18 protein-coding genes are annotated in these 21190 nt (G+C 71.6%); 9 read left to right on the forward strand and 9 right to left on the reverse strand.

Annotated elements, in window-relative coordinates; translation table 11 throughout:
• The first annotated feature begins 89 nt into the window (after nucleotides 1–89).
• A complete protein-coding gene (locus SGA01_RS37010; RefSeq protein WP_055643180.1) occupies nucleotides 90–644 on the forward strand; it encodes a DJ-1/PfpI family protein in 555 nt (184 codons plus the stop codon).
• Nucleotides 645–908: 264 nt separating this feature from the next.
• Here the strand turns inward: SGA01_RS37010 and SGA01_RS37015 are convergent, their stop codons facing one another.
• Both SGA01_RS37015 and SGA01_RS37020 read right to left on the reverse strand, forming a co-directional pair.
• The gene (locus SGA01_RS37015) at nucleotides 909–1565 is read right to left on the reverse strand and encodes an HAD family hydrolase (RefSeq protein WP_141302482.1); all 657 of its coding nucleotides are present in this window, start codon (nucleotides 1563–1565) and stop codon (nucleotides 909–911) included.
• Nucleotides 1566–1623: 58 nt separating this feature from the next.
• Nucleotides 1624–2130 (reverse strand): DUF6912 family protein, encoded by a 507-nt coding sequence (locus SGA01_RS37020; protein ID WP_055643178.1) that lies wholly within the window; start codon nucleotides 2128–2130, stop codon nucleotides 1624–1626.
• Between the two features lie 274 nt (nucleotides 2131–2404).
• Between SGA01_RS37020 and SGA01_RS37025 the strand changes: the two genes are divergently transcribed.
• Complete coding sequence (locus tag SGA01_RS37025; RefSeq protein ID WP_141302484.1) at nucleotides 2405–2872, forward strand: Rv3235 family protein; 468 nt, start codon at nucleotides 2405–2407, stop codon at nucleotides 2870–2872.
• Between the two features lie 129 nt (nucleotides 2873–3001).
• Here the strand turns inward: SGA01_RS37025 and secA are convergent, their stop codons facing one another.
• Nucleotides 3002–5809, reverse strand: coding sequence for a preprotein translocase subunit SecA (secA, locus tag SGA01_RS37030; RefSeq protein ID WP_141302486.1), 2808 nt, complete (start codon nucleotides 5807–5809; stop codon nucleotides 3002–3004).
• A 239-nt stretch (nucleotides 5810–6048) separates the two neighbouring features.
• Here secA and SGA01_RS37035 point away from each other — a divergent pair, with 239 nt between their 5' ends.
• Complete coding sequence (locus SGA01_RS37035) at nucleotides 6049–6636, forward strand: GNAT family N-acetyltransferase (RefSeq protein ID WP_141302488.1); 588 nt, start codon at nucleotides 6049–6051, stop codon at nucleotides 6634–6636.
• A 41-nt stretch (nucleotides 6637–6677) separates the two neighbouring features.
• The gene (locus tag SGA01_RS37040; protein ID WP_141302490.1) at nucleotides 6678–7841 is read left to right on the forward strand and encodes a winged helix-turn-helix domain-containing protein; all 1164 of its coding nucleotides are present in this window, start codon (nucleotides 6678–6680) and stop codon (nucleotides 7839–7841) included.
• Here the strand turns inward: SGA01_RS37040 and SGA01_RS37045 are convergent.
• From SGA01_RS37045 to mtrA, 6 genes are all read right to left on the reverse strand, one after another.
• Nucleotides 7838–8605, reverse strand: coding sequence for a response regulator (locus SGA01_RS37045; protein WP_141302492.1), 768 nt, complete (start codon nucleotides 8603–8605; stop codon nucleotides 7838–7840). The two genes, SGA01_RS37040 and SGA01_RS37045, sit on opposite strands and share 4 nt — an antisense overlap.
• Nucleotides 8606–8820: 215 nt before the next feature.
• On the reverse strand, nucleotides 8821–9501 hold the full coding sequence (hpf, locus tag SGA01_RS37050) for a ribosome hibernation-promoting factor, HPF/YfiA family (RefSeq protein WP_055643172.1): 681 nt from the start codon (nucleotides 9499–9501) through the stop codon (nucleotides 8821–8823).
• Between the two features lie 294 nt (nucleotides 9502–9795).
• The gene (locus tag SGA01_RS42445; protein WP_141302493.1) at nucleotides 9796–10611 is read right to left on the reverse strand and encodes a ComF family protein; all 816 of its coding nucleotides are present in this window, start codon (nucleotides 10609–10611) and stop codon (nucleotides 9796–9798) included.
• Nucleotides 10612–10829: 218 nt separating this feature from the next.
• The gene (locus tag SGA01_RS37060) at nucleotides 10830–12695 is read right to left on the reverse strand and encodes an LpqB family beta-propeller domain-containing protein (protein ID WP_229917485.1); all 1866 of its coding nucleotides are present in this window, start codon (nucleotides 12693–12695) and stop codon (nucleotides 10830–10832) included.
• On the reverse strand, nucleotides 12685–14700 hold the full coding sequence (mtrB, locus tag SGA01_RS37065; protein WP_174867662.1) for an MtrAB system histidine kinase MtrB: 2016 nt from the start codon (nucleotides 14698–14700) through the stop codon (nucleotides 12685–12687). The genes SGA01_RS37060 and mtrB overlap by 11 nt, the downstream gene beginning before the upstream one ends.
• A gap of 1 nt (nucleotide 14701) precedes the next feature.
• A complete protein-coding gene (gene mtrA / locus SGA01_RS37070; protein ID WP_024758631.1) occupies nucleotides 14702–15379 on the reverse strand; it encodes a two-component system response regulator MtrA in 678 nt (225 codons plus the stop codon).
• Between the two features lie 331 nt (nucleotides 15380–15710).
• On the opposite strand from mtrA, the gene SGA01_RS37075 reads away from it, so the two are divergent.
• Genes SGA01_RS37075 through SGA01_RS37095 form a run of 5 tightly spaced genes read left to right on the forward strand, consistent with a single transcriptional unit; the run spans nucleotide 15711 to nucleotide 21127 of the window.
• Entirely contained in the window at nucleotides 15711–16925 is a 1215-nt protein-coding gene (locus tag SGA01_RS37075; RefSeq protein ID WP_141302497.1) for a DUF7847 domain-containing protein, read from the forward strand.
• A gap of 4 nt (nucleotides 16926–16929) precedes the next feature.
• Nucleotides 16930–17622: a DUF4129 domain-containing protein gene (locus SGA01_RS37080; protein WP_141302500.1), complete on the forward strand. Its 693-nt coding sequence runs from the start codon at nucleotides 16930–16932 to the stop codon at nucleotides 17620–17622.
• Nucleotides 17619–18824, forward strand: coding sequence for a DUF4350 domain-containing protein (locus SGA01_RS37085; protein WP_141302501.1), 1206 nt, complete (start codon nucleotides 17619–17621; stop codon nucleotides 18822–18824). The genes SGA01_RS37080 and SGA01_RS37085 overlap by 4 nt, the downstream gene beginning before the upstream one ends.
• Entirely contained in the window at nucleotides 18821–19804 is a 984-nt protein-coding gene (locus SGA01_RS37090) for an AAA family ATPase (RefSeq protein ID WP_141302503.1), read from the forward strand. The genes SGA01_RS37085 and SGA01_RS37090 overlap by 4 nt, the downstream gene beginning before the upstream one ends.
• A gap of 12 nt (nucleotides 19805–19816) precedes the next feature.
• Nucleotides 19817–21127 (forward strand): DUF58 domain-containing protein, encoded by a 1311-nt coding sequence (locus SGA01_RS37095; RefSeq protein WP_141302505.1) that lies wholly within the window; start codon nucleotides 19817–19819, stop codon nucleotides 21125–21127.
• The last annotated feature ends 63 nt before the right edge of the window (nucleotides 21128–21190 follow it).

The following is a 21190-nucleotide window of genomic DNA, read 5'->3' on the forward strand; positions in this document are numbered from 1 at the left end:
TCCTCTTGGCAAACCGGCCCGCCGGGGGCAGCGTGTACGCAAGCATGGGCACAGCACGACAGACCGACCATCTGTGACCTGGGAGAGCCATGGCGAAGATCCTGATCGTGACCGGGGACGCGGCGGAGTCGCTGGAGGTGATGTACCCCTACCAGCGGCTGCTCGAGGAGGGTTACGAGGTGGACATCGCCGCCCCCGCCCGCAAGCAGCTCCGCTTCGTCGTCCACGACTTCGAGCCGGGTTTCGACACGTACACGGAGAAGCCCGGCTACACCTGGCCCGCGGACCTGGCCTTCTCGGAGGTCGACCCGGGCGCGTACGTGGCGGTGGTGATCCCGGGCGGCCGGGCACCGGAGTACCTGCGCAACGACCCGGAGCTCCGCAAGATCCTCAAGGCCTTCTTCGACGCGGACAAGCCGGTGGCCCAGATCTGCCACGGCCCGCTCCTGACGGCGGCGGTCGGCGGCCTGGAGGGCCGCAGGGTCACGGCGTACCCGGCCCTGGAACTCGACATGCAGGCGGCCGGAGCCACCTTCCAGGACACGGCGGCCGTGGTCGACGGCCTCCTGGTCTCCTCCCGGGCCTGGCCGGACCACCCCACCTGGATGCGCGAATTCCTGAAGGTCCTCCGAGCAAAGGCCTGACACCCCGAAGGTCCGATGGCCTGCCGGCACCCGCCGGCGGGCTACAGGACCCGCCCGACCCGCCCACGGTGGGCCGCCGACGGCGCTCACACCCCACGGGGAGGCCCGCAGACGATGTCCGAGTCGGACGGGTGGTGCGGGTGGGAACCCCGAGCCCGGCCGGAGGCCGGGCGCACTCCCACCGGCGCGGCAGCCGCCGACGGCGCCCAGGCCCGCACGGGAAGCCCCGCGCCCGGGCTCCGGCCCCGCAGGGGCGAGGAGGCCCTAGACCAGCTCCTCCGCCACCGCAACCGCCTCCGCCAGCGAATCCACCACCGGCACCCCCACCCGCTCCAGCGAAGCCCGACTGTGCGACCCCCCGGTGTACAGCACCGCCCTCGCCCCCACATGCGCCGCCGCCAAAGCGTCGTCCGCGGCGTCACCGATGACCACGACCCGCTCCGCCGGAACACTCAGCGCCGCCAGGTGCCGCACCATGTGCCCGGACTTCCCGTCCGTGGACGTGTCGACCCGCCCGTCCATCCGGACGAACCGCTCGGCGATCCCGTGCCGCCGCACGAGCGGTATGAGCTCGGCGTGCGGCGCGAGCGACAGCAGCGACTGCGTGAACCCGGAGGCCTGCCGCGCCGCGAGCAGCTCAGCAGCGCCGAGGGTGAGCCCGCAGTCCTCGGCCCGCGCCCAGTAGTGCCGGTGGAAGGCCCCGTCCATGACGGTCCACTCCTCGTCGGTGGGCAGCCGCCCCATGAGCCGCTCGTAGAACTTGGGCACCGGCACCGTGTACAGCTCGCGGTACCGCTCCAGCGTGATCTGTTCGAGCCCGAGCTCGGCGAAGGCCGCGTTCGTCGCCCCGATCACCGCACCGGTGTCGTCGAGCAGTGTGCCGTTCCAGTCCCAGACCAGGTGCTTCCCGTGCTTCCCCATGGAAAGACGGTACCCGCCGCCTCGGACAGCGAAGAGCGCCCCGGCACGGGGAGGGACGTCAGCCCAGCAGCTCGGGGATCTCCTGCACCCCGAACCACAGCAGCTCATGGTCCTCGGCCCCGTCCACGACGAACTGGGCGTCGTCGTCGCCCTGGTCCGCCGCCCCCAGCGCGCCCGCCGCCGCCGTGACGTCGGCCACCGCGTCGTCCGCGTCGGCGTGCACCGCCCCCGCCTTGGCCAGCGGAACCGGCCCCGTGATCCGGACCTCGCCGATGGAATCGGCGTGGAGCCCACCGTCGGGGTCGACGGCCACATCCTTGTCGGCCACGTCGACGGCGAGGACGATCCGGCGGCGGGGCGCCGCGGGGAGGCCTGCGAGGAGCCGCAGGGAGGCGGCCGCGGCCCGGTTGAGCGCCGCGTACTCCAGCTCCTCGATGTCGTCGGAGACGTACCACTCGCGCAGCGCGGGGGTGACGGCGTACGCGGCGATCGGTCCGGTACCCAGCTCGCCGGCCTTGTGCACCTGTGCGAGACCGGGGAGGGTCAGAGGGACGTACACGCGCATGGCTGGCCGCTTTCGTAGACGGAGAGGCCCTCAGGATACGTGCGGAGTCCCCCTTCGGGGCGGCGGGCCGAAGGCGTCGCACGTCCACCGCCGACGCACCTCTGCGAGGCCCTGAAGAGCCACTTTTCCCCCTCGTCACCCTGATAGGTGATCCCGCGCGAGGGCTCCCGCGCGGCCCCGGACTCCTTGCGGGGGCTCGGAGCCCACCCGTACAAGATCCCCAACGGAAGTTACCGACTGGTACCAATCGGTTACGCAATGACAGGGGCTCACCATGGACAGCTACACGGCCACCACCCGCCCGCGCACTCCACGCCCCCGCACCGCCCCCGGCGGCCCTGCCGGCACCCGGCCGCGCGGCGGCGCGGGCACCCACCCCCGCACCCCGGCCCCGCCCCGCACGCTCCCCCCGCACACCGTCTTCGCGGAGCGCCTGCTCGCGGTGCTCAGCGGGGAGCGGCCGGTCCACTGGATGCTCGGCCACACCGTCGGCGAGGCGTACGAGCAGCTCGTCCACCTCGCCCCGGCGACGCCCCTGCGGTCGCTCGGCCCCCGCCCCGTCCTGCGCCGCTGCTCCGTACAGCTGGACCCGCACCGCACGGCCATGGAGGCCTTCGCGAGCATCGCCACCGGCCGCCGCGTCCGGGCCATGGCGTTCCGCCTGGAGCTCGGCGCCGACCAGCGCTGGCGCTGTGCCGCCGTCGAGCTCGACGGGCTCGGCGTGGCCGCCCGGCACCCATGACGAAGGGGCCGGCACCCACCGGGTACCGGCCCCTCCGCTCACGACCTCACGACGACCGCCGCATCACGACGATCACCGCGTCACAGCGGCCACTGCCTCGCAGCGGCGGCCACCGTCACGGCCATCGCGTCACTTCTTACGACGACGCCCGCCGCTCGCGTTCTTCTGCGCCTTACGACGCTCCGCCCGCGTCATCCCGTCGCCGGAGTCGTCACCGGACTCGAAGTCGCCCTCGACGACCCCGCCGTCGCCGTCGACGGTCGGCGCGGAGAAGTGCAGCCGGTCCGGCCGCTGCGGCGCGTCGAGCCCCTTGGCGCGGATCTCCGGACGGCCGTTCCCCGCGGGCACCGCGTCCGTCTTGTCGAGCGAGGGAGCGCTCGCCTGCACCGGGACCTCCTCGACCTGCTGCTCGACCTGGACCTCCAGGTTGAACAGGTAGCCGACGGACTCCTCCTTGATGCCCTCCATCATGGCGGTGAACATGTCGAAGCCCTCGCGCTGGTACTCGACCAGCGGGTCCTTCTGCGCCATGGCGCGCAGGCCGATGCCCTCCTGGAGGTAGTCCATCTCGTAGAGGTGCTCGCGCCACTTGCGGTCCAGGACCGACAGGACCACGCGACGCTCCAGCTCACGCATGATCTCCGAGCCGAGCTGCTTCTCACGCGCGTCGTACTGCTCGTGGATGTCGTCCTTGACCGACTGGGCGATGAACTCGGCGGTGATGCCGGCCCGGTCCCCGGCCGCGTCCTCCAGCTCGTCGACGGTGACCTTCACCGGGTAGAGCTGCTTGAAGGCGTTCCAGAGACGGTCGAGGTCCCACTCCTCCGCGAAGCCCTCGGCGGTCTCCTGGCGGATGTAGTCGTCGATCGTGTCGTCCATGAAGTGCTGGATCTGCTCGTGCAGGTCCTCGCCCTCCAGGACGCGGCGACGCTCGCCGTAGATGACCTGACGCTGCCGGTTGAGGACGTCGTCGTACTTCAGGACGTTCTTACGCGTCTCGAAGTTCTGCGTCTCGACCTGCGACTGCGCGGAGGCGATGGCGCGGGTGACCATCTTGTTCTCGATCGGCACGTCGTCCGGCACGTTGGCCATGGCCATCACGCGCTCGACCATCTGCGCCTTGAACAGACGCATCAGGTCGTCGCCGAGCGACAGGTAGAAGCGGGACTCGCCCGGGTCGCCCTGACGGCCGGAACGACCGCGCAGCTGGTTGTCGATACGGCGCGACTCGTGGCGCTCGGTACCGAGGACGTAGAGCCCGCCGAGCTCCTTGACCTCCTCGAACTCCGCCTTCACGGCCTTCCCGGCGCGCTCGAGGGCGCCGGGGAGGGCCGCGGCCCACTCCTCGACGTGGTCGACCGGGTCGAGGCCCGCCTGGCGCAGCTCGGCCTCGGCGAGGTCGTCCGGGTTGCCGCCGAGCTTGATGTCCGTACCGCGACCGGCCATGTTCGTGGCGACGGTGACGGCGCCGCGACGGCCGGCCTGGGCGACGATGCTCGCCTCGCGGTCGTGGTGCTTGGCGTTGAGGACCTCGTGCTGCACACCGCGCTTGGAGAGCTGCTGCGAGAGGTACTCGGACTTCTCGACGGAGGTCGTGCCGACGAGGATCGGCTGACCCTTCTCGTGCTTCTCCGCGATGTCGTCGACGACGGCGGCGAACTTGGCGACCTCGGTCCGGTAGATCAGGTCGGACTGGTCCTTGCGGATCATCGGCCTGTTCGTGGGGATCGGGACGACGCCCAGCTTGTAGATCTGGTGGAACTCGGCGGCCTCGGTCATGGCCGTACCGGTCATGCCGGAGAGCTTCGAGTACAGGAGGAAGAAGTTCTGCAGGGTGATCGTGGCGAGGGTCTGGTTCTCGTCCTTGATCGCCACCCCTTCCTTCGCCTCGATGGCCTGGTGCATGCCCTCGTTGTAACGGCGACCGGCGAGGATACGGCCGGTGTGCTCGTCGACGATCATGACTTCGCCGTCCATGACGACGTAGTCCTTGTCCTTCTTGAACAGTTCCTTCGCCTTGATGGCGTTGTTCAAGTACCCGACGAGCGGGGTGTTCACCGACTCGTAGAGGTTGTCGATGCCCAGCCAGTCCTCGACCTTGGCGACGCCCGCCTCGTGGATGGCGACGGTGCGCTTCTTCTCGTCGACCTCGTAGTCGCCGGTCTCCTCGATGCCCTTGAGCGGGTTGCCGGGCTCACCCTTGGCGAGGCGGGTGACCAGCTTGGCGAAGTCGCCGTACCACTTGGTGGCCTGGTCGGCCGGGCCGGAGATGATCAGCGGCGTACGGGCCTCGTCGACGAGGATCGAGTCGACCTCGTCGACACAGGCGAAGTTGTGGCCGCGCTGGACGAGCTCGTCCTGGGACCACGCCATGTTGTCGCGGAGGTAGTCGAAACCGAACTCGTTGTTCGTGCCGTACGTGATGTCGCAGGCGTACTGCTCACGACGCTGGGCCGGGGTCATGTTGGCGAGGATGCAGCCGACCTGGAGGCCCAGGAACTTGTGGACGCGGCCCATGAGCTCGGAGTCGCGCTCGGCCAGGTAGTCGTTCACCGTGATCAGGTGGACGCCCTTGCCGGAGAGCGCGTTGAGGTACGCGGGGAGGGTGCCGACGAGGGTCTTGCCCTCACCGGTCTTCATCTCGGCGACGTAGCCGAGGTGGAGCGCGGCACCACCCATGAGCTGTACGTCGTAGTGGCGCTGTCCGAGGACGCGCTTGGCGGCCTCGCGGACGGTCGCGAAGGCTTCCGGCATGAGGTCGTCGAGGCTCTCGCCGTCGGCGTACCGCTGCTTGTACTCATCGGTGAGCGCCCTCAACTCGGCGTCGGAGAGGTTGACGAAGTCCTCTTCGATGGAGTTGACCTGGTCCGCGATGCGGTGCAGTTTGCGCAGGATCTTGCCTTCGCCTGCACGCATGAGCTTGTTGAAGACGGACACTGAGGCTGGTCTCCTTGCCGGTCGGGCCTGGCACTGGGTCTTGTGATCGACGCGAGCGCGGGCACGGCAGGTGGTCCCCACCGCAACGGCCATCGTAAGCGAGACCGCCCTCGCGAAGGGAGGCCCGCAGTGCCCGAGCCGCGAGGCCACCCTCAAAGAGAACGCACGAGGTGGGCGGAAGGTGCCGCCCCACCCGAAAAGTGTTCGCTTCCGGTCGGGCGGCTCACCACAATCCAGGCATGGAGCCCATCACCCTCACCACCGAGCGACTGCGCCTGCGGAACTTCGTCCCGGAGGACCTCGACACGGTGTACGAAATCTGTCAGGACCCGGACATTCGACGCTGGACCGTGGTCCCGGACCCCTACACCCGGCAGGACGCCGACTTCTTCCTGAACCGGCTCGTGCCCGACGGCTGGCGCGACGACTCGGACTACACCTTCGCCGTCGAGCCGGTGTCCGGCGGCCCGCTGCTCGCCGCGGTCTCGCTGACCAGTCGCGGCTCCGGGGTCTGGGAGGTCGGTTTCTGGACCCGGCGGGAGCACCGCGGCCTCGGCTACATGGCCGAGACCGTGCGGGCCCTGGCCCATTGGGCGTTCACCGGCCTGGGCTGCACCCGGCTCCTCTGGCGGACGGAGGTCGGCAACACCGGGTCGCGCGCGGTCGCCGAGCGCGTCGGCTTCGCCATGGAGGGCCTCCAGCGCGCCGGCCTCGTCAACAAGGGCACGCTCCGCGACTGCTGGGTCGGCGCCCTGCTCCCCTCCGACTTCGGTCTGCCGAGCCCGTTGCCGTACCTCCCGGCCCGCGATCAGTCCGCCCAGGCCTGATCCCGGCCCGGCTGTCAGTGCCGGGCTCTAGGGTGCGGATCATGACGACTGCGCCGCGCCCCGCCGCCGAACTGTCCGCCGACGAAGCCCGCCGGATCGCCCTGCGCGCCCAGGGGTTCCTGGGGGCACCCGACCGCAGGGCCGGGGTCCGCGGAGTGCTGCGCGCCCTCGGGCAGGTCCAGCTCGACACCATCTCCGTCCTGGCCCGCTCGCACGAGCTCATCCCGTACGCGCGCCTGGGCGCCGTCGGCCGTACGACGGTCGAGGACGCCTACTGGACCGGGGCGCACGCCTTCGAGTACTGGTCGCACGCCGCCTGCATCCTGCCCGTCGAGGAGTGGCCGCACTTCGCCTTCCGCCGGCGCGCCTACCGCGACCGCCCGCACTGGGGACACGAGCTGTCGCCCGGGGCGTACGACAAGGTGATCGACCAGCTGCGGGACCAGGGCCCGCTGACGGCGACCGAACTGGGCGGCGCGAAGAACAAGGGCGAGTGGTGGGACTGGTCCGACTCCAAGATCGCCGTCGAGCGGGCCCTGATGCACGGCGAGGTCGTCGTCACGGAGCGGCGCAGCTGGAAGCGGGTGTACGACCTGGCCGAGCGGGCGATCCCGCCGGAGCTGTTCCACGACGACCTGGACGACACCGAGTGCGTGCGGCGCCTGGTCCGCCAGGCGGGCGAGGCGCTCGGCGTGGGCACCCGCACGGACATCGCCGACTACCACCGGATCAAGGGCGAGCAGTTCGACGCGGTGGTGGAGGCCTCGGGCCTCGTGCCGGTGACGGTGGCGGGCTGGGGGAAGCCCGCCTGGGCGGACCCGGCGGCGCTGGCGACGGAGCCGCGTGGCAGGCACCGCACGACGCTGCTGTCGCCGTTCGACTCGCTGATCTGGGAGCGCCCCCGGACGGAGCGGATCTTCGGTTTCACGCACCGCCTGGAGGCGTACGTGCCGAAGCCGAAGCGGGTGCACGGCTACTTCGCGATGCCGGTCCTTGCCGGCGGCCGTCTGGTCGGCCGGGTGGACCCGGCCCGCGAGGGGAAGACCCTCGTCGCCCGCCAGGTCACCCTCGACGGCCCCAAGGCCGTGCCCGCCGTGGCCCGCGCCCTGCGCGAGGCGGCCGAGTGGGTCGGCTGCGACGCCGTGGCGGTCGAGCGGGTGAACCACCCGGAGCTGGCGGCGGCCCTGGTGACCGAGCTCGGCTAGCGGATCTCCAGGATCTTCTCCCGCATCGCGTAGACCACGGCCTCCATGCGGGAGTGGAGCTGGAGCTTCTCCAGGATGTTCCGCACGTGGTTCTTCACCGTGTTCTCGGAGATGAAGAGCTCCTTGGCGATGTCCCGGTTGTTCATGCCGGTGGCGACGAGCTTCAGGACCTCCAGCTCACGGTCCGTCAGCCGGGGCGCGGGCACGAGCCTGCGCTCGTCGGTGCGCTGGATCATCGACTTGAACTCGGTGAGGAGTTTGGACGCCATCGACGGGCTGATCTGCGACTGTCCGTCGGCGACCGCGCGGATCGCCGTGGCGACCTCGTCGGTGGAGATCTCCTTGAGGAGGTAGCCGGTCGCCCCGGCCTTGATCGCCTCGTAGAGGTCGGCCTCCTCGTCGCTGATCGTCAGCATGATGATCTTCGCGCTGGGGGCCACCTCCTTGATGGAGGTGCACGCCTCGATGCCGCCGCGCCGGGGCATCCGCACGTCCATCAGGACGATGTCCGGCAGCAGATCGGCGGCCTTGTCGACCGCCTCGGCCCCGTCACCCGCCTCGCCGACGACCTGGATGTCCTCCTCCTGGGCGAGGACGATCTCCAGGCCCCGGCGGAAGAGGGCGTGATCGTCCACGACAAGGACCCGAATCGGCTCCTTGCGGCAGTCGGCGCTGTCTGAATCCGATCCGTCCGGCGCGCTCTCCGGAGTGACCGCCCCGAAGGGCTCACGCCCCCTGAGCACCGGCCCGAAGCTGTCCGCCATCGTTCCTCCCCCTGAAGGCCGTGGCCTGAATGCGTTTCCGGTCCTCCAACCGCTGCTCGACGAGCACCGGTTGGCGTGCACGACATGATTTCATGCCCAGGCGGCGCGCGGGGTTACCCATGGGCGCACGGGGGTGCCCCTGGGGGCGCGAACCGCGCTCCAGGGGCACCGTGAGGAACACCTGAGGTGTATGTGGGTGGTGCGGTGGCGGGCCGTCAGCCGCCGAGCGCACCGCCGGCGCCGCCGCCCTCGGCAAGCGGGTCGCTCTCCAGGTGGATGACGCCGTAGTCGTACGCGTGTCGCCGGTAGACGACGCTCGGCTGCTTGTTGTCCGAGTCGACGAACAAATAGAAGTCGTGGCCGACCAGCTCCATCTCGTAGAGCGCCTGGTCGAGCGTCATGGGGGCGGCCCGGTGGGTCTTCTCACGCACCACCAGCGGGCCTTCGCCCTGGACCTCGATCGAGCCCATCATCGTGGTGGGCACCTTGTCGGACTCGTCGGCGACCAGCTGGCCGTTGCCGTTGAGCTGGGCGGCGCCGGGCACCACGTCCCCGACTTCCGCTGCCGACAGCCTGCCGTTGCCACGGCGGGTGTATCGCTTGTCGTGCTGCTTGCGCAGCCGGGCCTCCAGCTTGTCGCTGGCGAGGTCGAGGGCTGCGTACGGGTCGCCTGCCGCCGCTTCGGCCCGGATCACCGGGCCTCGGGAGTGGAGGGTGATCTCCACGCGGTCGGACCGGTCGGCCTGCCGCGGGTTGTGCTCCTTGGACACCTCGACGTCGAGGCTGATCACCTTGCCGTCGAGCTTCTGGATCTTCTCCAGCTTCAGCTTCTCGGCCACGTGCTTGCGGAACCGCTCGGGCACCTCGGTCTTGCGGCCCTTGACGACGATGTCCACGCAGAACTCCGTTCCCGGATCGCCCTGATCAGCTCCTTGGCCGCAGGGCTTCTCCCTTTGCACCAGACTCCGGTGGTTACCGGAGCTCGGACTTGGCGACTTTCACCTCCTCCTCCCCAGTCGACAAGATCCCCACCCCATCGACACGAGGTTAATTCGCCCTGAACTCCTGTCCTGTAGGCGCAACCATGTATTCGGCGAGGCAGTGGCATTCGCCATTCCTCACAACCGAACATAGCCCCTTCGGACGGGTGTCGGCACCCGCTACCGCGACATACCTCCGTTCGGGTGCTCTCACCTCTCACCACCTGCAACGATCCAAGTTCCTGGCGAGTTCCGGTTTATTTCGAACGAAGCGGGAGAGGATGCGATCACAGCCGCCTGCCGCTGTTCGAATCCGTGCTGCGCGGAACCCTCCTGCGATCTTTCCGTCAATACCTGCGGTAATCCAGGAATGAACGACCGGTGTACGGCTCCGAGTGCGCGCGCCGCCTCCGCGAGCGAAGCGCCCGTCGTCATCAGATCGTCCACGAGAACCACCCTTCCGGTCCCGAGCAGACGCGCACCGCCCGGTACGACCTCCAGCGCCCCCGAGAGGTTCGCCAGCCGCCCGCGCGCTCCGAGACCCGCCTGGTCCGCCACGTACCGCCGCTGACGCAGCACGGGCACGACCCGCGCGGCTCGTCCCGCGCGCCGCAGCCGGGCTGCCGCGGCCAGCGCGATCCGTCGCGTCGGATCGTGGCCACGCGCCCGCACGGAGCGCCGTGAGGACGGCACCGGTACCAGTAGCAGGGGCGAGGGGACGGAGCCCGTGACGGGCCCGGCAGCGGCCGTCACGGCGGCGGCCAGCGCGCCGCCCAGGGGCCCGGCGAGCGCCAGCGCCCCGCGCTCCTTGTGAGCGAGGAGGAGTTCCCGTACGGCGTCGGCGTACGGCGCGACGGCATGGACCGCCGGCAGTCCCTCGGGCTCGGGCGCAGGCCGCACCCTGCACGGTGCGGAGCCGGTCAGCGCACCGGCGCACTCCGGGCACAGGACGGTGCGCGGCCTGCCACAGCCTCCGCAGGCCACCGGCAGCACCAGCCCGGCGATCTCCCGCCACCACCCCCGCATGACTCCACTGTGCGCGCTCCGGCCGCCGCGGACCACCCCTGTGGAAAACCGGCAGGACACCCCGCCCGGCGGCCGGACAGCAGGCCCTCGGACCGAGGCGCACCGGCCCCACATCGGCCCCGCACCGGCCCCACGCCGGAAAACCGGCCGACCGGCCGGGCACCCCGCCCGGACACCGGAGTCCGTCAGGTCGTGCCCCGGCCGGCCTTCCCGTTCCCCTACCCGGGGTAGACGGGCGAGGTGCCGGCCTTGACCACCGGCTGCCAGTTCGTGCCCGGCGCCAGCCGGACGATGCCGTCGTTACCGGAGTTCGCCACCACCGGCGCCGCGTCGCCGTTCGGCGCGGTGACGGAGCTCACCCCGTTCAGGCCGGGGAGCACCGAGCTCGCCGAGGTCGAGCCGTCCGTCTGGAGGTAGCGGATCTGCTGGACGCCGCCCGCCTCCTTGCCGACGACGACCAGCCGGCTCGGTCCGGCCCAGGAGACCGACGTGACCGACTCCATCCGCGGCGCGGCGGGCTGCAGGCCGACGACGGACACCTCGGTCTCCGCCCCCGTCTGCTGTCGCTCGACCCGGCCGATCTGCAGCGTGGTGCGCTCCCCCTGCTTGACCAGCAGGGCGATCCGCACGCCGTCCGCCGAGACCCGCAGAGCCTCCACGCGCGTGCCCTCCGTCAGCCACGGCGTACGGACCTCGACGGGGTCGCCGGAGCCGTCCGGCACCATCCACAGGCGCGCCGCCGCGGGGTTGCGGTCCGCGACCCAGAGGTCGCCCCGGCCGTCCCAGCTCGGCGCGGAGAGCCGGTCCGCGGGACGGGCCGCCTTGCTCGTCAGCACCGCCGGCTGCGGGTCCTGCTCCGTGGTGATCGAGGAGACGAACAGATCGCGTCCGCTCGACCCGACCCCGGCGGCCCGGGTCTCACCGCGGTCGACGGCGACCGAGGTCAACGGGGTCGTGCCGCTGCCGAACGGCCCCGGCACCTCGGCCGGCTCGTCCGTCTCCTTGCCCTGGACCGCCAGCATCTTCAGCTTGCCGTGCTCGTCGAGGAAGTACGGGTTCTCCTGCGGCACGGTGTTGCGGACCGCCGCGAACTCGGCCGCCTGCCCCTTGCCCAGACGGCACAGCGAATCCCCGCTCGGCTTCTGGAGCTCGACCTGCTCGACGCGTACGGACGTCAGGTCGCCCAGCGTGAAGAGCAGCTGCGCCGCCATCCGCCGGCACGCCTCGCCGCCCACCAGCTCGGCCTTGGCGTTGAGCGGCACCTTCAGCGTGGACTGGTCGTCCGTCGCCAGCGAGGTGACGCCCGCCTTCAGCTCCGTACCGGAGGGGAACTGCGAGTCGACGGCCGACTTCAGCCAGTTCGTCGGCCCTTCGAGCAGCGCCTTGACGGTCTGCGTCACCGGGTCCATCCGGGTGACCGGGTCCTGCCGCTGCCGGATGTAGACCGGGTCGGCCACGACCCAGTCCTCCCCGGAGGCGAAGTAGTACTTGTTGACCGACCGGTAGTTGCGCAGGAAATCTGCCTCGCCGAGCACCAGCCCGGACGGCAGGCTGTCGATGCGCCATTCCTTGCCCTTGCCGTCCGCGGAGGGCTGCTGCACGACGTGGATCGACTGGACGTACTTGGCAGGGCTGTTCGGCTGGTAGGCGTGGCGGGCGTCCACCGTCGCGATCTTGCGGCCGGAGAGCGGGTAGGCGCGGCCCTGGTTGTCCGGGTCGGCGTTGCGGTCGGCCTGCTCGCGGTCGGGAGCGGTGGTGAGCACGGTGATGCTCTGCGCCGGCTTCCAGGTCTTCGCGGCCTGCGCCGTCAGGTATTTGCGGGCCGTGGTGAACCCGGGGTCGTCGCTGGTCATGGCCTCCAGGAAGCCGTCGACGATCTCGTCCGGGTCGGCGTTCTCCCGGGGCGCGACGGCGTAGACCCGCACCTGCGAGTCGCCGAGGTTCGCCCCCTTCACGGCCTGTACGTCACCGCTGTCGGGCATCGTCGCGCACCCGGTGACGACGAGCCCGCCGCACGCGGCCAGCACCACCGCCCGCGTGCCCCCGCCCCGCCCCGCGCGTCCCACTCGGGAGTCAGCGCCCACGTGTCCCGTCCTCCCGCTCCGCGTTCCCGGTTCCCCCGGCCGTCGCCGCGCTCGTCCCGGCGCTGTCACTGTCCGTCGCCGCTCGCGGCACCACCCGGGCCCCGCTGCCGGGCAGGGCCGTCGGGTCGACGGTCGCCCTCGGCGGCGCGGGCAGCCTCGGCGGTACGGGGAGCGACGGCCGGCCCCCGACGGGCTGCGCGGGAACCGTCACACGGCGCGCGCTCTCCTGTACGCGCCCGGCGGCGGCCTGTTCACGATTGCGCCGCGAGTCCTCGGGCTCCAGCGGGATCGGGGAGCCCCGCAAGGGCTCGTCCGCGGTCCTCGGCAGGGTCAGCCGGAACTGCGAACCACCGCCGGGCTCGCCCCAGGCCTGCAGCCAGCCGCCGTGCAGCCGGGCGTCTTCCACGGCGATCGACAGGCCGAGGCCCGTACCGCCGGTGGTGCGCGCGCGGGCGGGGTCGGCGCGCCAGAAGCGGTTGAACACCCGGGTCGCCTCGCCCGGCTTGAGTCCGACGCCGTAGTCGCGGACGGCGACGGCGACGGCTCCGCCGGCGGCGGCGAGCTTCACCACCACGTCCCGGCCCTCACCGTGCTCGACGGCGTTGACGACGAGGTTGCGCAGCACCCGCTCGACCCGGCGGGCGTCCGCCTCGGCCACCACGGGCTGCTCGTCGCCGAGGACGACGATCCGGGTGCCCTTGCGCTCGGCGAGGGGTTCCGCGCCACCGATGACCCGGCGCACGACCTGGCGCAGGTCGATCGGCTCGGCCTCCAGGGCCGCCGCTCCCGCGTCGAAGCGGCTGATCTCCAGGAGGTCGGAGAGCAGCGATTCGAAACGGTCGAGCTGGTCGCCGAGAAGTTCGGCGGCCCGTCCGGTGACGGGGTCGAAGTCGACGCGGGCGTCGTGGATGACGTCGGCGGCCATCCGGACCGTGGTCAGCGGGGTGCGCAGCTCGTGCGAGACGTCGGAGACGAACCGCCGCTGCATCCGCGACAGCTCCTCCAGCTGCTGGATCTTGAGCTGGAGGCTCTGGGCCATCTTGTTGAAGGCTTCGCCGAGGCGCGCGATGTCGTCCTCGCCGGTGACCTTCATCCGTTCCTGGAGACGGCCCGCCGAGAGCCGCTCGGCGATCCCGGCGGCCATCCGGACGGGCGTCACGACCTGCCGGACCACGAACCAGGCGATGGCGCCGAGCAGCACGACGACGAACAGACCGGCGGTCGCGAGGGTGCCCTTGACCAGGGTGAGGGAGTCCTCCTCCTGCGTCAGCGGGAAGAGGTAGTACAGCTCGTACGGGGTGCCGTCGGCGTCGTTCAGCCGCTTGCCGATCACCAGCCCGGCTTCGGACGGCTCACCGCTCGTGTAGTAGATCCGGGTCGACTTCTGGTAGGTGTTCGCGCCCTGGGCGACGTAGTGCCTCAGGTCGGCGGGAATGCTCTTGGTGGGGTCGACCTCGCCGGAGGCGCGGGCACCACGGCTCGCGGTGTCACCGGTGTCGAGGGAGAGCGCGACCACGTTGAAGGCGCTCTGGCCGCCACTGGCGAGCTGCTCGACGAGCGTGGAGCGCCAGTTCACGGACGCGCCGGTCCGCCCGCCGTCCTGCTGCCCCGGCGCCGACGAGGTGATCGCTGCACGGTCCTGTGCGGCGGAGAACCCGCCCGCGGCCTGGCTCTGGGCGGCCCTCTCCTTGGCGTCGAGCAGCCCGTTGCGGACCTGGCCGATGACGACGAGGCCGAGCAGCAGCACCACTCCGAGCGACATCAGCAGGGTGCCGGCGACGACCCTCAGCTGGATGTTCCGCCGCCACAGCCGCACAGCGGGCAGCAGCGGTCGGCGGACCCAACGGGCGAGGAGCCGGAACACCGGTCCACCCGGTGCCCCGTCGTTGAGGAGCCGTCCGCCCAGCAGGCGGCCGAAACGCGGGCCCCCCCGCCCCGGTCCGGCAGCCCGCCCCGTACGGACTCCCGGGTCCCCGGGCTTCGGAGCAGTACTGCCTGTAGTCATGTCAGCTCGGTCCCGCCTTGTAACCGACGCCACGGACGGTCACCACGATCTCCGGGCGCTCGGGGTCCTTCTCGACCTTCGAGCGCAGCCGCTGGACGTGCACGTTCACCAGCCGTGTGTCGGCCGCGTGCCGGTATCCCCAGACCTGCTCCAGCAGGACCTCACGGGTGAAGACCTGCCACGGTTTGCGCGCCAGCGCGACGAGCAGGTCGAACTCGAGCGGGGTCAGGGCGATGGACTGCCCCTCCCGCTTCACGGAGTGCCCGGCCACGTCGATGACCAGGTCACCGATGGTGAGCTGTTCCGGCGCCGGCTCCTCGGACCTCCGCAGCCGCGCCCGGATACGGGCGACGAGCTCCTTCGGCTTGAACGGCTTGACGATGTAGTCGTCGGCCCCGGACTCCAGACCCACCACCACGTCAACGGTGTCACTCTTCGCAGTGAGCATGACGATCGGCACACCCGACTCGGCCCTGATGAGCCGGCACACCTCGATGCCGTCCCTTCCGGGCAGCATCAGGTCCAGCAGCACCAGGTCCGGCTTGGCCTCCCGAAAAGCGGCAAGCGCCTTGTCACCGTCCGCGACGAACGACGGATCGAACCCTTCACCCCGCAGCACAATCCCGAGCATCTCGGCCAGTGCGGTGTCGTCGTCGACGACAAGAACGCGTCCCTTCATATCGACATCATCCCATTAGCCAATCGTTACCTGCCGTGACCTGTCCCACAGCGTCTCCCCCAGACCGGGCCGCGACCTCGTGGATCGCGCTCCTCTCGGCCCGCCGCCGCACGGATCGCGCGTCCTGGTCGGGCATTCGCACAGTGTGCCGCCTACCGCCCGGACAATGAAGGTCCGGACAAAGGTACGAACGAGACGGCCGCTCCCGCCCACGGGTGGGCCCCACGTGGCACGATGGCACCCGGCCCGCCGCCGTGTCAGGTGTCGGCCGCCGTGACCGAGCCGGTTCGCCGATCCGGCACCGCGACCATTTCCCCGAGGTGGACGAACCGTGAACGACACTCCGGGCTGGACCTCGCCCGGATCCGCCCCCTCCGACGGCCAGGACGGCTCCGGGATCCCCCGGCCCACCACCCCCGCCGACGCGAACGGTTCCGCCCCTCAGTGGTCCAAGGACCAGCCGCCCGCCGGCCGCTGGACCCCTCCCACCGGCCAGACGCCGCCCCCGGCCCCCGGCCGGAACTGGGGGGCTCCGCCCCCGAACACGAACTGGGGCAAGCCGCCGGCCGCGAAGCCGGGCGTGATCCCGCTGCGCCCCCTGGGCATGGGCGAGATCCTCGACGGCTCGGTGAAGACCCTCCGCACCTACTGGCGCACGGTGCTGTCCTTCTCGGTCATGGTCGCGGTGATCTCCCAGATCGCCAACATCCTGGCCGAGCGGTACCTCGTCCCGAAGACACCGGCGATCAGCCCGGACGCGACACCTGCCGAGCAGCTGGAGCAGTCGCTCCAGTCGGCACAGAACTCCATGATCGGCCTCGGCCCGGCCCTGCTCGTCACGCTGATGGCCTCCGTCGTCTGCGCCGCCCTGCTGACCGTCGTCATCAGCCGCGCGGTCCTGGGCCGCCCGGTCTCGCTCGGCGAGGCCTGGCGCGAGGCCCGTCCGCGCCTGCTCCAGCTCATCGGACTCACCCTGCTGATGGCGGCCCTGAGCGCCGGCATCATGCTGGTCGGCCTGCTGCCCGGTCTCCTGATCGGCGGCGCCCCGGGCGTGGCCCTGATCATGCTGCTCGGGCTCGGCGCCACGGCGGCGATGATCTGGCTGGTGATCCGCTTCAGCCTCGCCTCCCCCGCCCTGATGCTGGAACGCCAGGGCGTCATGACGTCGCTGAAGCGCTCGGCCAAGCTCGTGCAGGGTTCGTGGTGGCGGATCTTCGGGATCACGGTCCTCACCCAGCTGCTGATCTTCGTCTTCGCCATGATCATCGCGATCCCGTTCGCCATCGTCGCCATCGCGGTCGACGGCGACGGCTTCTCCGGCCTGCTCACCGGCGCCTCCCCCTCCTTCGGCTGGCCGTTCCTGATCATCACGGGCATCGGCGGCGTCCTCACCAGCGCGGTCACCTACCCGATCTCGGCCGGCGTCACGGTCCTCCTCTACGTGGACCAGCGCATCCGCCGCGAAGCCCTGGACCTCGAACTGGCCCGGGCCGCCGGCCTCCCCGGCTACGGCCCCACTCCCGGCGACGACACCGTCGGGGGCTGATGCCGTGACGGTCCCGGGGGGAACGACCGCACCACTCACACTCCTGCGCGCCGACGGCGACGTACCGGTGGACATCTCCCGCATCCCCGCCCGCGAGGCGGCGGAGCGGGAGCTGTCCGAGCCGATGTACCACCAGAACGACCCCAACCTCCTCCAGCGCGGACTGGACCGCTTCTGGGAATGGGTGGACGACCTCTTCAGCGCGGCCTCCGGAGCCACCCCCGGCGGCGTCGTGGGCCTCGTCGCCATCGTCCTGGTCGTCATCGCCCTCGTCGCCGCCCTGTGGTGGCGACTCGGCACCCCCCACCGCTCACCGGCCACGGCCGGTGACTCCCTCTTCGCCGACGGCCCCCGCACCGCCGAGGAACACCGCGCGGCCGCCGCCCGCCACGCCACCGCCGGAGACTGGAACCAGGCCGTCCAGGAACGGATGCGGGCCATCGTCCGCTCCCTCGAAGAGCGTGTCCTGCTCGACCCCCGCCCCGGCCGCACCGCCGACGAGGCCGCCGCCGAGGCCGGCCGCTCGCTTCCCTCCCACGCGGACGACCTGCGCCTCGCCGCCCGCGCCTTCGACGACGTGACATACGGCGGCCGCACGGCCGACGAGGCCGCGTATCGCCGCATCGAGGAACTGGACACCGCCCTGGCGCGGACCAGACCCACCCTCGACATCACATCCCCAGGGGCGCGCTCATGAGCCGACCGGCCGCCGAGTCCACCTCGACCGCCCTGTCCGCCCACCAGATCTGGACCCGCGCCCGCGGCGCCGCCCTCGTCCTTGCCCTGATCCTCATCGGCGGCATCGCTCTCGCGACGGTCCGCTCCACCGAATCGCACGGTGCCCTCGACCCCCGCTCCGCCGACCCCACCGGCAGCCGCGCCGTCGCCGAGCTGCTCCGGGACAGCGGCGTCACGGTCACCACGGCCGCCACGCTCGACGAAGCGACAGCGGCCACGGACTCTCGCACCACTCTCCTGGTCACCACACCGGACCTGCTGACGGAAACTCAACAGTCCACGCTCCGTGCCGCGATGACCCGGTCGGACACCCGCACCGTTCTCATCGGCGCCGGCCAGTCCTCCCTCCCCACCCTCGCCCCGGACGTCACCAGTGCCGCCGACGCCCCGGTGGCGAACCGCGCCCCCGCCTGCACCCTGCCCGCCGCCACCCGCGCCGGCAGCGCCGAACTCGGCGGCGAGCGCTACGTCATCACCCCCGGCACCGAGGCCGATGCCTGCTACCCCGCCGACGGCAGCCCGACCCTGGTCCGCCTCCCCGGCAGCACCGGCACCGCCGACACCGTCCTCCTCGGCTCGCCCGACATCCTCTACAACAACCGTCTCGACCAGCAGGGCAACGCCTCGCTCGCCCTGCAACTCCTCGGCTCCCGGCCCCATCTCGTCTGGTACCTCCCCTCCCTCGCCGACACCTCGGCCACCACCGACGCACCCGCCGGCGACACCACGGACAACTTCCTCTCGCTGATCCCCTCCGGCTGGCTGTGGGGCACGCTCCAACTCGCCGTCGCCGCCCTGCTCGCCGCCATCTGGCGCGGCCGCCGCCTCGGCCCCCTGGTGACCGAGCGACTCCCCGTCGCCGTCCGCGCCTCCGAGACCACCGAGGGCCGCGCCCGCCTCTACCGCAAGACGGACGCCCGCGACCGCGCCGCCACCGTCCTCCGCACGGCGACCCGCACCCGCATCGCCCCTCTCCTCGGCGTCCCCGTCCAGGACGCCCACTCTCCCGAGCGCCTGCTCCCCGCACTCTCCGCCCGTCTCCCCGAGACCACCGCGGACCCCCGAACCCTCCTCTTCGGCCCGGCTCCCGCCGACGACGCCACCCTCATCCGCCTGGCGGACCAACTCGACGCCCTCGAAAGAGAGGTACGCACCTCATGAGCGCCCCGACCCCCGAGACCGCTACGGACTCGGACAGCGCCCGCGCCTCCCTGGAGGCCCTGCGCACCGAGATCGCGAAGGCCGTGGTCGGCCAGGACCCCGCCGTCACCGGTCTCGTCGTCGCCCTGCTCTGCCGGGGACACGTACTCCTCGAAGGCGTCCCCGGAGTCGCCAAGACCCTGCTGGTCCGCTCGCTCGCCGCCGCCCTCGAACTCGACACCAAGCGCGTCCAGTTCACCCCCGACCTCATGCCGAGCGACGTCACGGGCTCTCTCGTCTACGACACCAGGACCTCGGAGTTCTCCTTCCAGCCCGGCCCGGTCTTCACCAACCTGCTGCTCGCCGACGAGATCAACCGCACGCCCCCGAAGACCCAGTCCTCGCTCCTCGAGGCGATGGAGGAGCGTCAGGTCACCGTCGACGGCACCCCGCGCGCCCTCCCCGAGCCCTTCCTGGTCGCCGCGACCCAGAACCCCGTCGAGTACGAGGGCACCTACCCTCTCCCCGAGGCCCAACTGGACCGCTTCCTACTGAAGCTGACGGTCCCTCTGCCCTCACGCACGGACGAGATCCAGGTCCTCACCCGGCACGCCGAAGGCTTCGACCCCCGCGACCTGAAGGCCGCCGGCGTCCGCCCGGTCGCGGGCCCCGCCGAACTGGAAGCCGCCCGGGCCGCCGTGGCCAAGGTCGCGGTCTCCCCCGAGATCGCCGGCTATGTCGTCGATATCTGTCGTGCCACGCGTGAATCCCCCTCGCTCACGCTCGGGGTCTCCCCCCGAGGCGCCACCGCCCTGCTCTCCACCGCCCGCGCCTGGGCCTGGCTCACCGGCCGGGACTACGTCACCCCGGACGACGTGAAGGCCCTCGCACTCCCCACCCTGCGTCATCGCATCCACCTGCGGCCCGAGGCCGAGATGGAGGGAGTCACCGGTGACTCCGTCATCAACTCGATCCTCGCCCACGTCCCCGTCCCCCGCTGAGAACGGCGCCCCATGGCCCTCACCGGACGAACCGCGCTGCTCGCCGCTCTCGGATCGCTCCCCGTCGGCATCCTCGCCCCCAGCTGGGCGGGGATGCTCGCGGTGAACGCGCCCCTCTCACTAGCAATTCTGTGCGACTACGCGATGGCCGCGCCAGTACGAACGCTCCAGTTCACCCGAAGTGGTGACACATCCGTTCGACTCGGTGACGCGGCAGAAGTCCAGCTCACGGTCACCAACCCGTCCCGCCGCCGCCTCCGCGCCCAACTCCGCGACGCCTGGCCGCCCAGCAGCTGGCTCCCCGGCACCGAGCAGGCCGCGTCCCGCCACGAGCTCACGGTCCCAGCCGGGGAACGCCGCCGCCTCACCACCAAGCTGCGCCCCACGCGCCGTGGCGACCGCCGAGCCGAACGGATCACCGTCCGGTCGTACGGCCCCCTCGGCCTCGCCGCCCGCCAGGGCAACCACGAGGTCCCCTGGACCGTCCGCGTCCTGCCGCCCTTCACCAGCCGCAAGCACCTGCCGTCCCGCCTGGCCCGGCTCCGCGAGCTGGACGGTCGCACCAGCGTGCTGACCCGCGGCGAGGGCACCGAGTTCGACAGCCTCCGCGAGTACGTCCCCGGTGACGACACCCGCTCGATCGACTGGCGCGCCACAGCACGTCAGACCACGGTCGCGGTCCGCACCTGGCGCCCCGAGCGCGACCGCCACATCCTCATCGTCCTCGACACCGGCCGCACCTCCGCCGGCCGTGTCGGCGACGTCCCCCGGCTGGATGCCGCGATGGACGCCGCCCTCCTCCTCACCGCCCTCGCCTCCCGGGCCGGCGACCGCGTGGACCTCGTGGCCTACGACCGTCGCCTCCGCGCCCAGGTCCAGGGCCGCTCCGCGGGTGACGTCCTGCCCGCGGTGGTCAACGCCCTCGCCCCGCTCGAACCGGAGCTGGTGGAGACGGACGCCCGCGGCCTCGCCGCCGCGGCCCTGTCCCGCGCCCCGCGCCGTTCCCTCGTCGTCCTCCTGACGGCCCTCGACGCGGCCCCGATCGAAGAGGGGCTCCTCCCCGTACTGCCGCAGCTCACCCAGCGCCACACGGTCCTGGTGGCTTCTGTCGCCGATCCGAGAACCGCTGCCATGGCAGGCGCCCGCGGCACGATCGAAGGCGTCTACGAAGCCGCCGCGGCCACCCAGACGCAGTCCCAGCGCACCCGTACGGCGGACCAGCTCCGCCGCCACGGCGTCACCGTCGTCGACGCCTCCCCCGACACCCTCGCCCCCGCCCTGGCCGACGCCTACCTCGCCCTGAAAGCAGCCGGCCGCCTCTGACCCACTGCCTTACTTCCCTCCGCCGGCCACCCCTCCGAAGGGAATCCGGCCCTGATCTGCCCG

Source organism: Streptomyces gardneri (assembly GCF_006539185.1).
In the GTDB taxonomy this organism is placed as follows: Bacteria; Actinomycetota; Actinomycetes; order Streptomycetales; family Streptomycetaceae; genus Streptomyces; species Streptomyces gardneri.

Coding starts and splice junctions, on each gene's coding strand:
- SGA01_RS37010 (WP_055643180.1), top strand. CDS start 90: ATGGCGAAGATCCTGATCGTGACCGGGGACGCGGCGGAGTCGCTGGAG.
- SGA01_RS37015 (WP_141302482.1), bottom strand. CDS start 1,565: ATGGGGAAGCACGGGAAGCACCTGGTCTGGGACTGGAACGGCACACTG.
- SGA01_RS37020 (WP_055643178.1), bottom strand. CDS start 2,130: ATGCGCGTGTACGTCCCTCTGACCCTCCCCGGTCTCGCACAGGTGCAC.
- SGA01_RS37025 (WP_141302484.1), top strand. CDS start 2,405: ATGGACAGCTACACGGCCACCACCCGCCCGCGCACTCCACGCCCCCGC.
- SGA01_RS37035 (WP_141302488.1), top strand. CDS start 6,049: ATGGAGCCCATCACCCTCACCACCGAGCGACTGCGCCTGCGGAACTTC.
- SGA01_RS37040 (WP_141302490.1), top strand. CDS start 6,678: ATGACGACTGCGCCGCGCCCCGCCGCCGAACTGTCCGCCGACGAAGCC.
- SGA01_RS37045 (WP_141302492.1), bottom strand. CDS start 8,605: ATGGCGGACAGCTTCGGGCCGGTGCTCAGGGGGCGTGAGCCCTTCGGG.
- SGA01_RS42445 (WP_141302493.1), bottom strand. CDS start 10,611: ATGCGGGGGTGGTGGCGGGAGATCGCCGGGCTGGTGCTGCCGGTGGCC.
- mtrB (WP_174867662.1), bottom strand. CDS start 14,700: ATGACTACAGGCAGTACTGCTCCGAAGCCCGGGGACCCGGGAGTCCGT.
- mtrA (WP_024758631.1), bottom strand. CDS start 15,379: ATGAAGGGACGCGTTCTTGTCGTCGACGACGACACCGCACTGGCCGAG.
- SGA01_RS37085 (WP_141302501.1), top strand. CDS start 17,619: ATGAGCCGACCGGCCGCCGAGTCCACCTCGACCGCCCTGTCCGCCCAC.
- SGA01_RS37090 (WP_141302503.1), top strand. CDS start 18,821: ATGAGCGCCCCGACCCCCGAGACCGCTACGGACTCGGACAGCGCCCGC.
- SGA01_RS37095 (WP_141302505.1), top strand. CDS start 19,817: ATGGCCCTCACCGGACGAACCGCGCTGCTCGCCGCTCTCGGATCGCTC.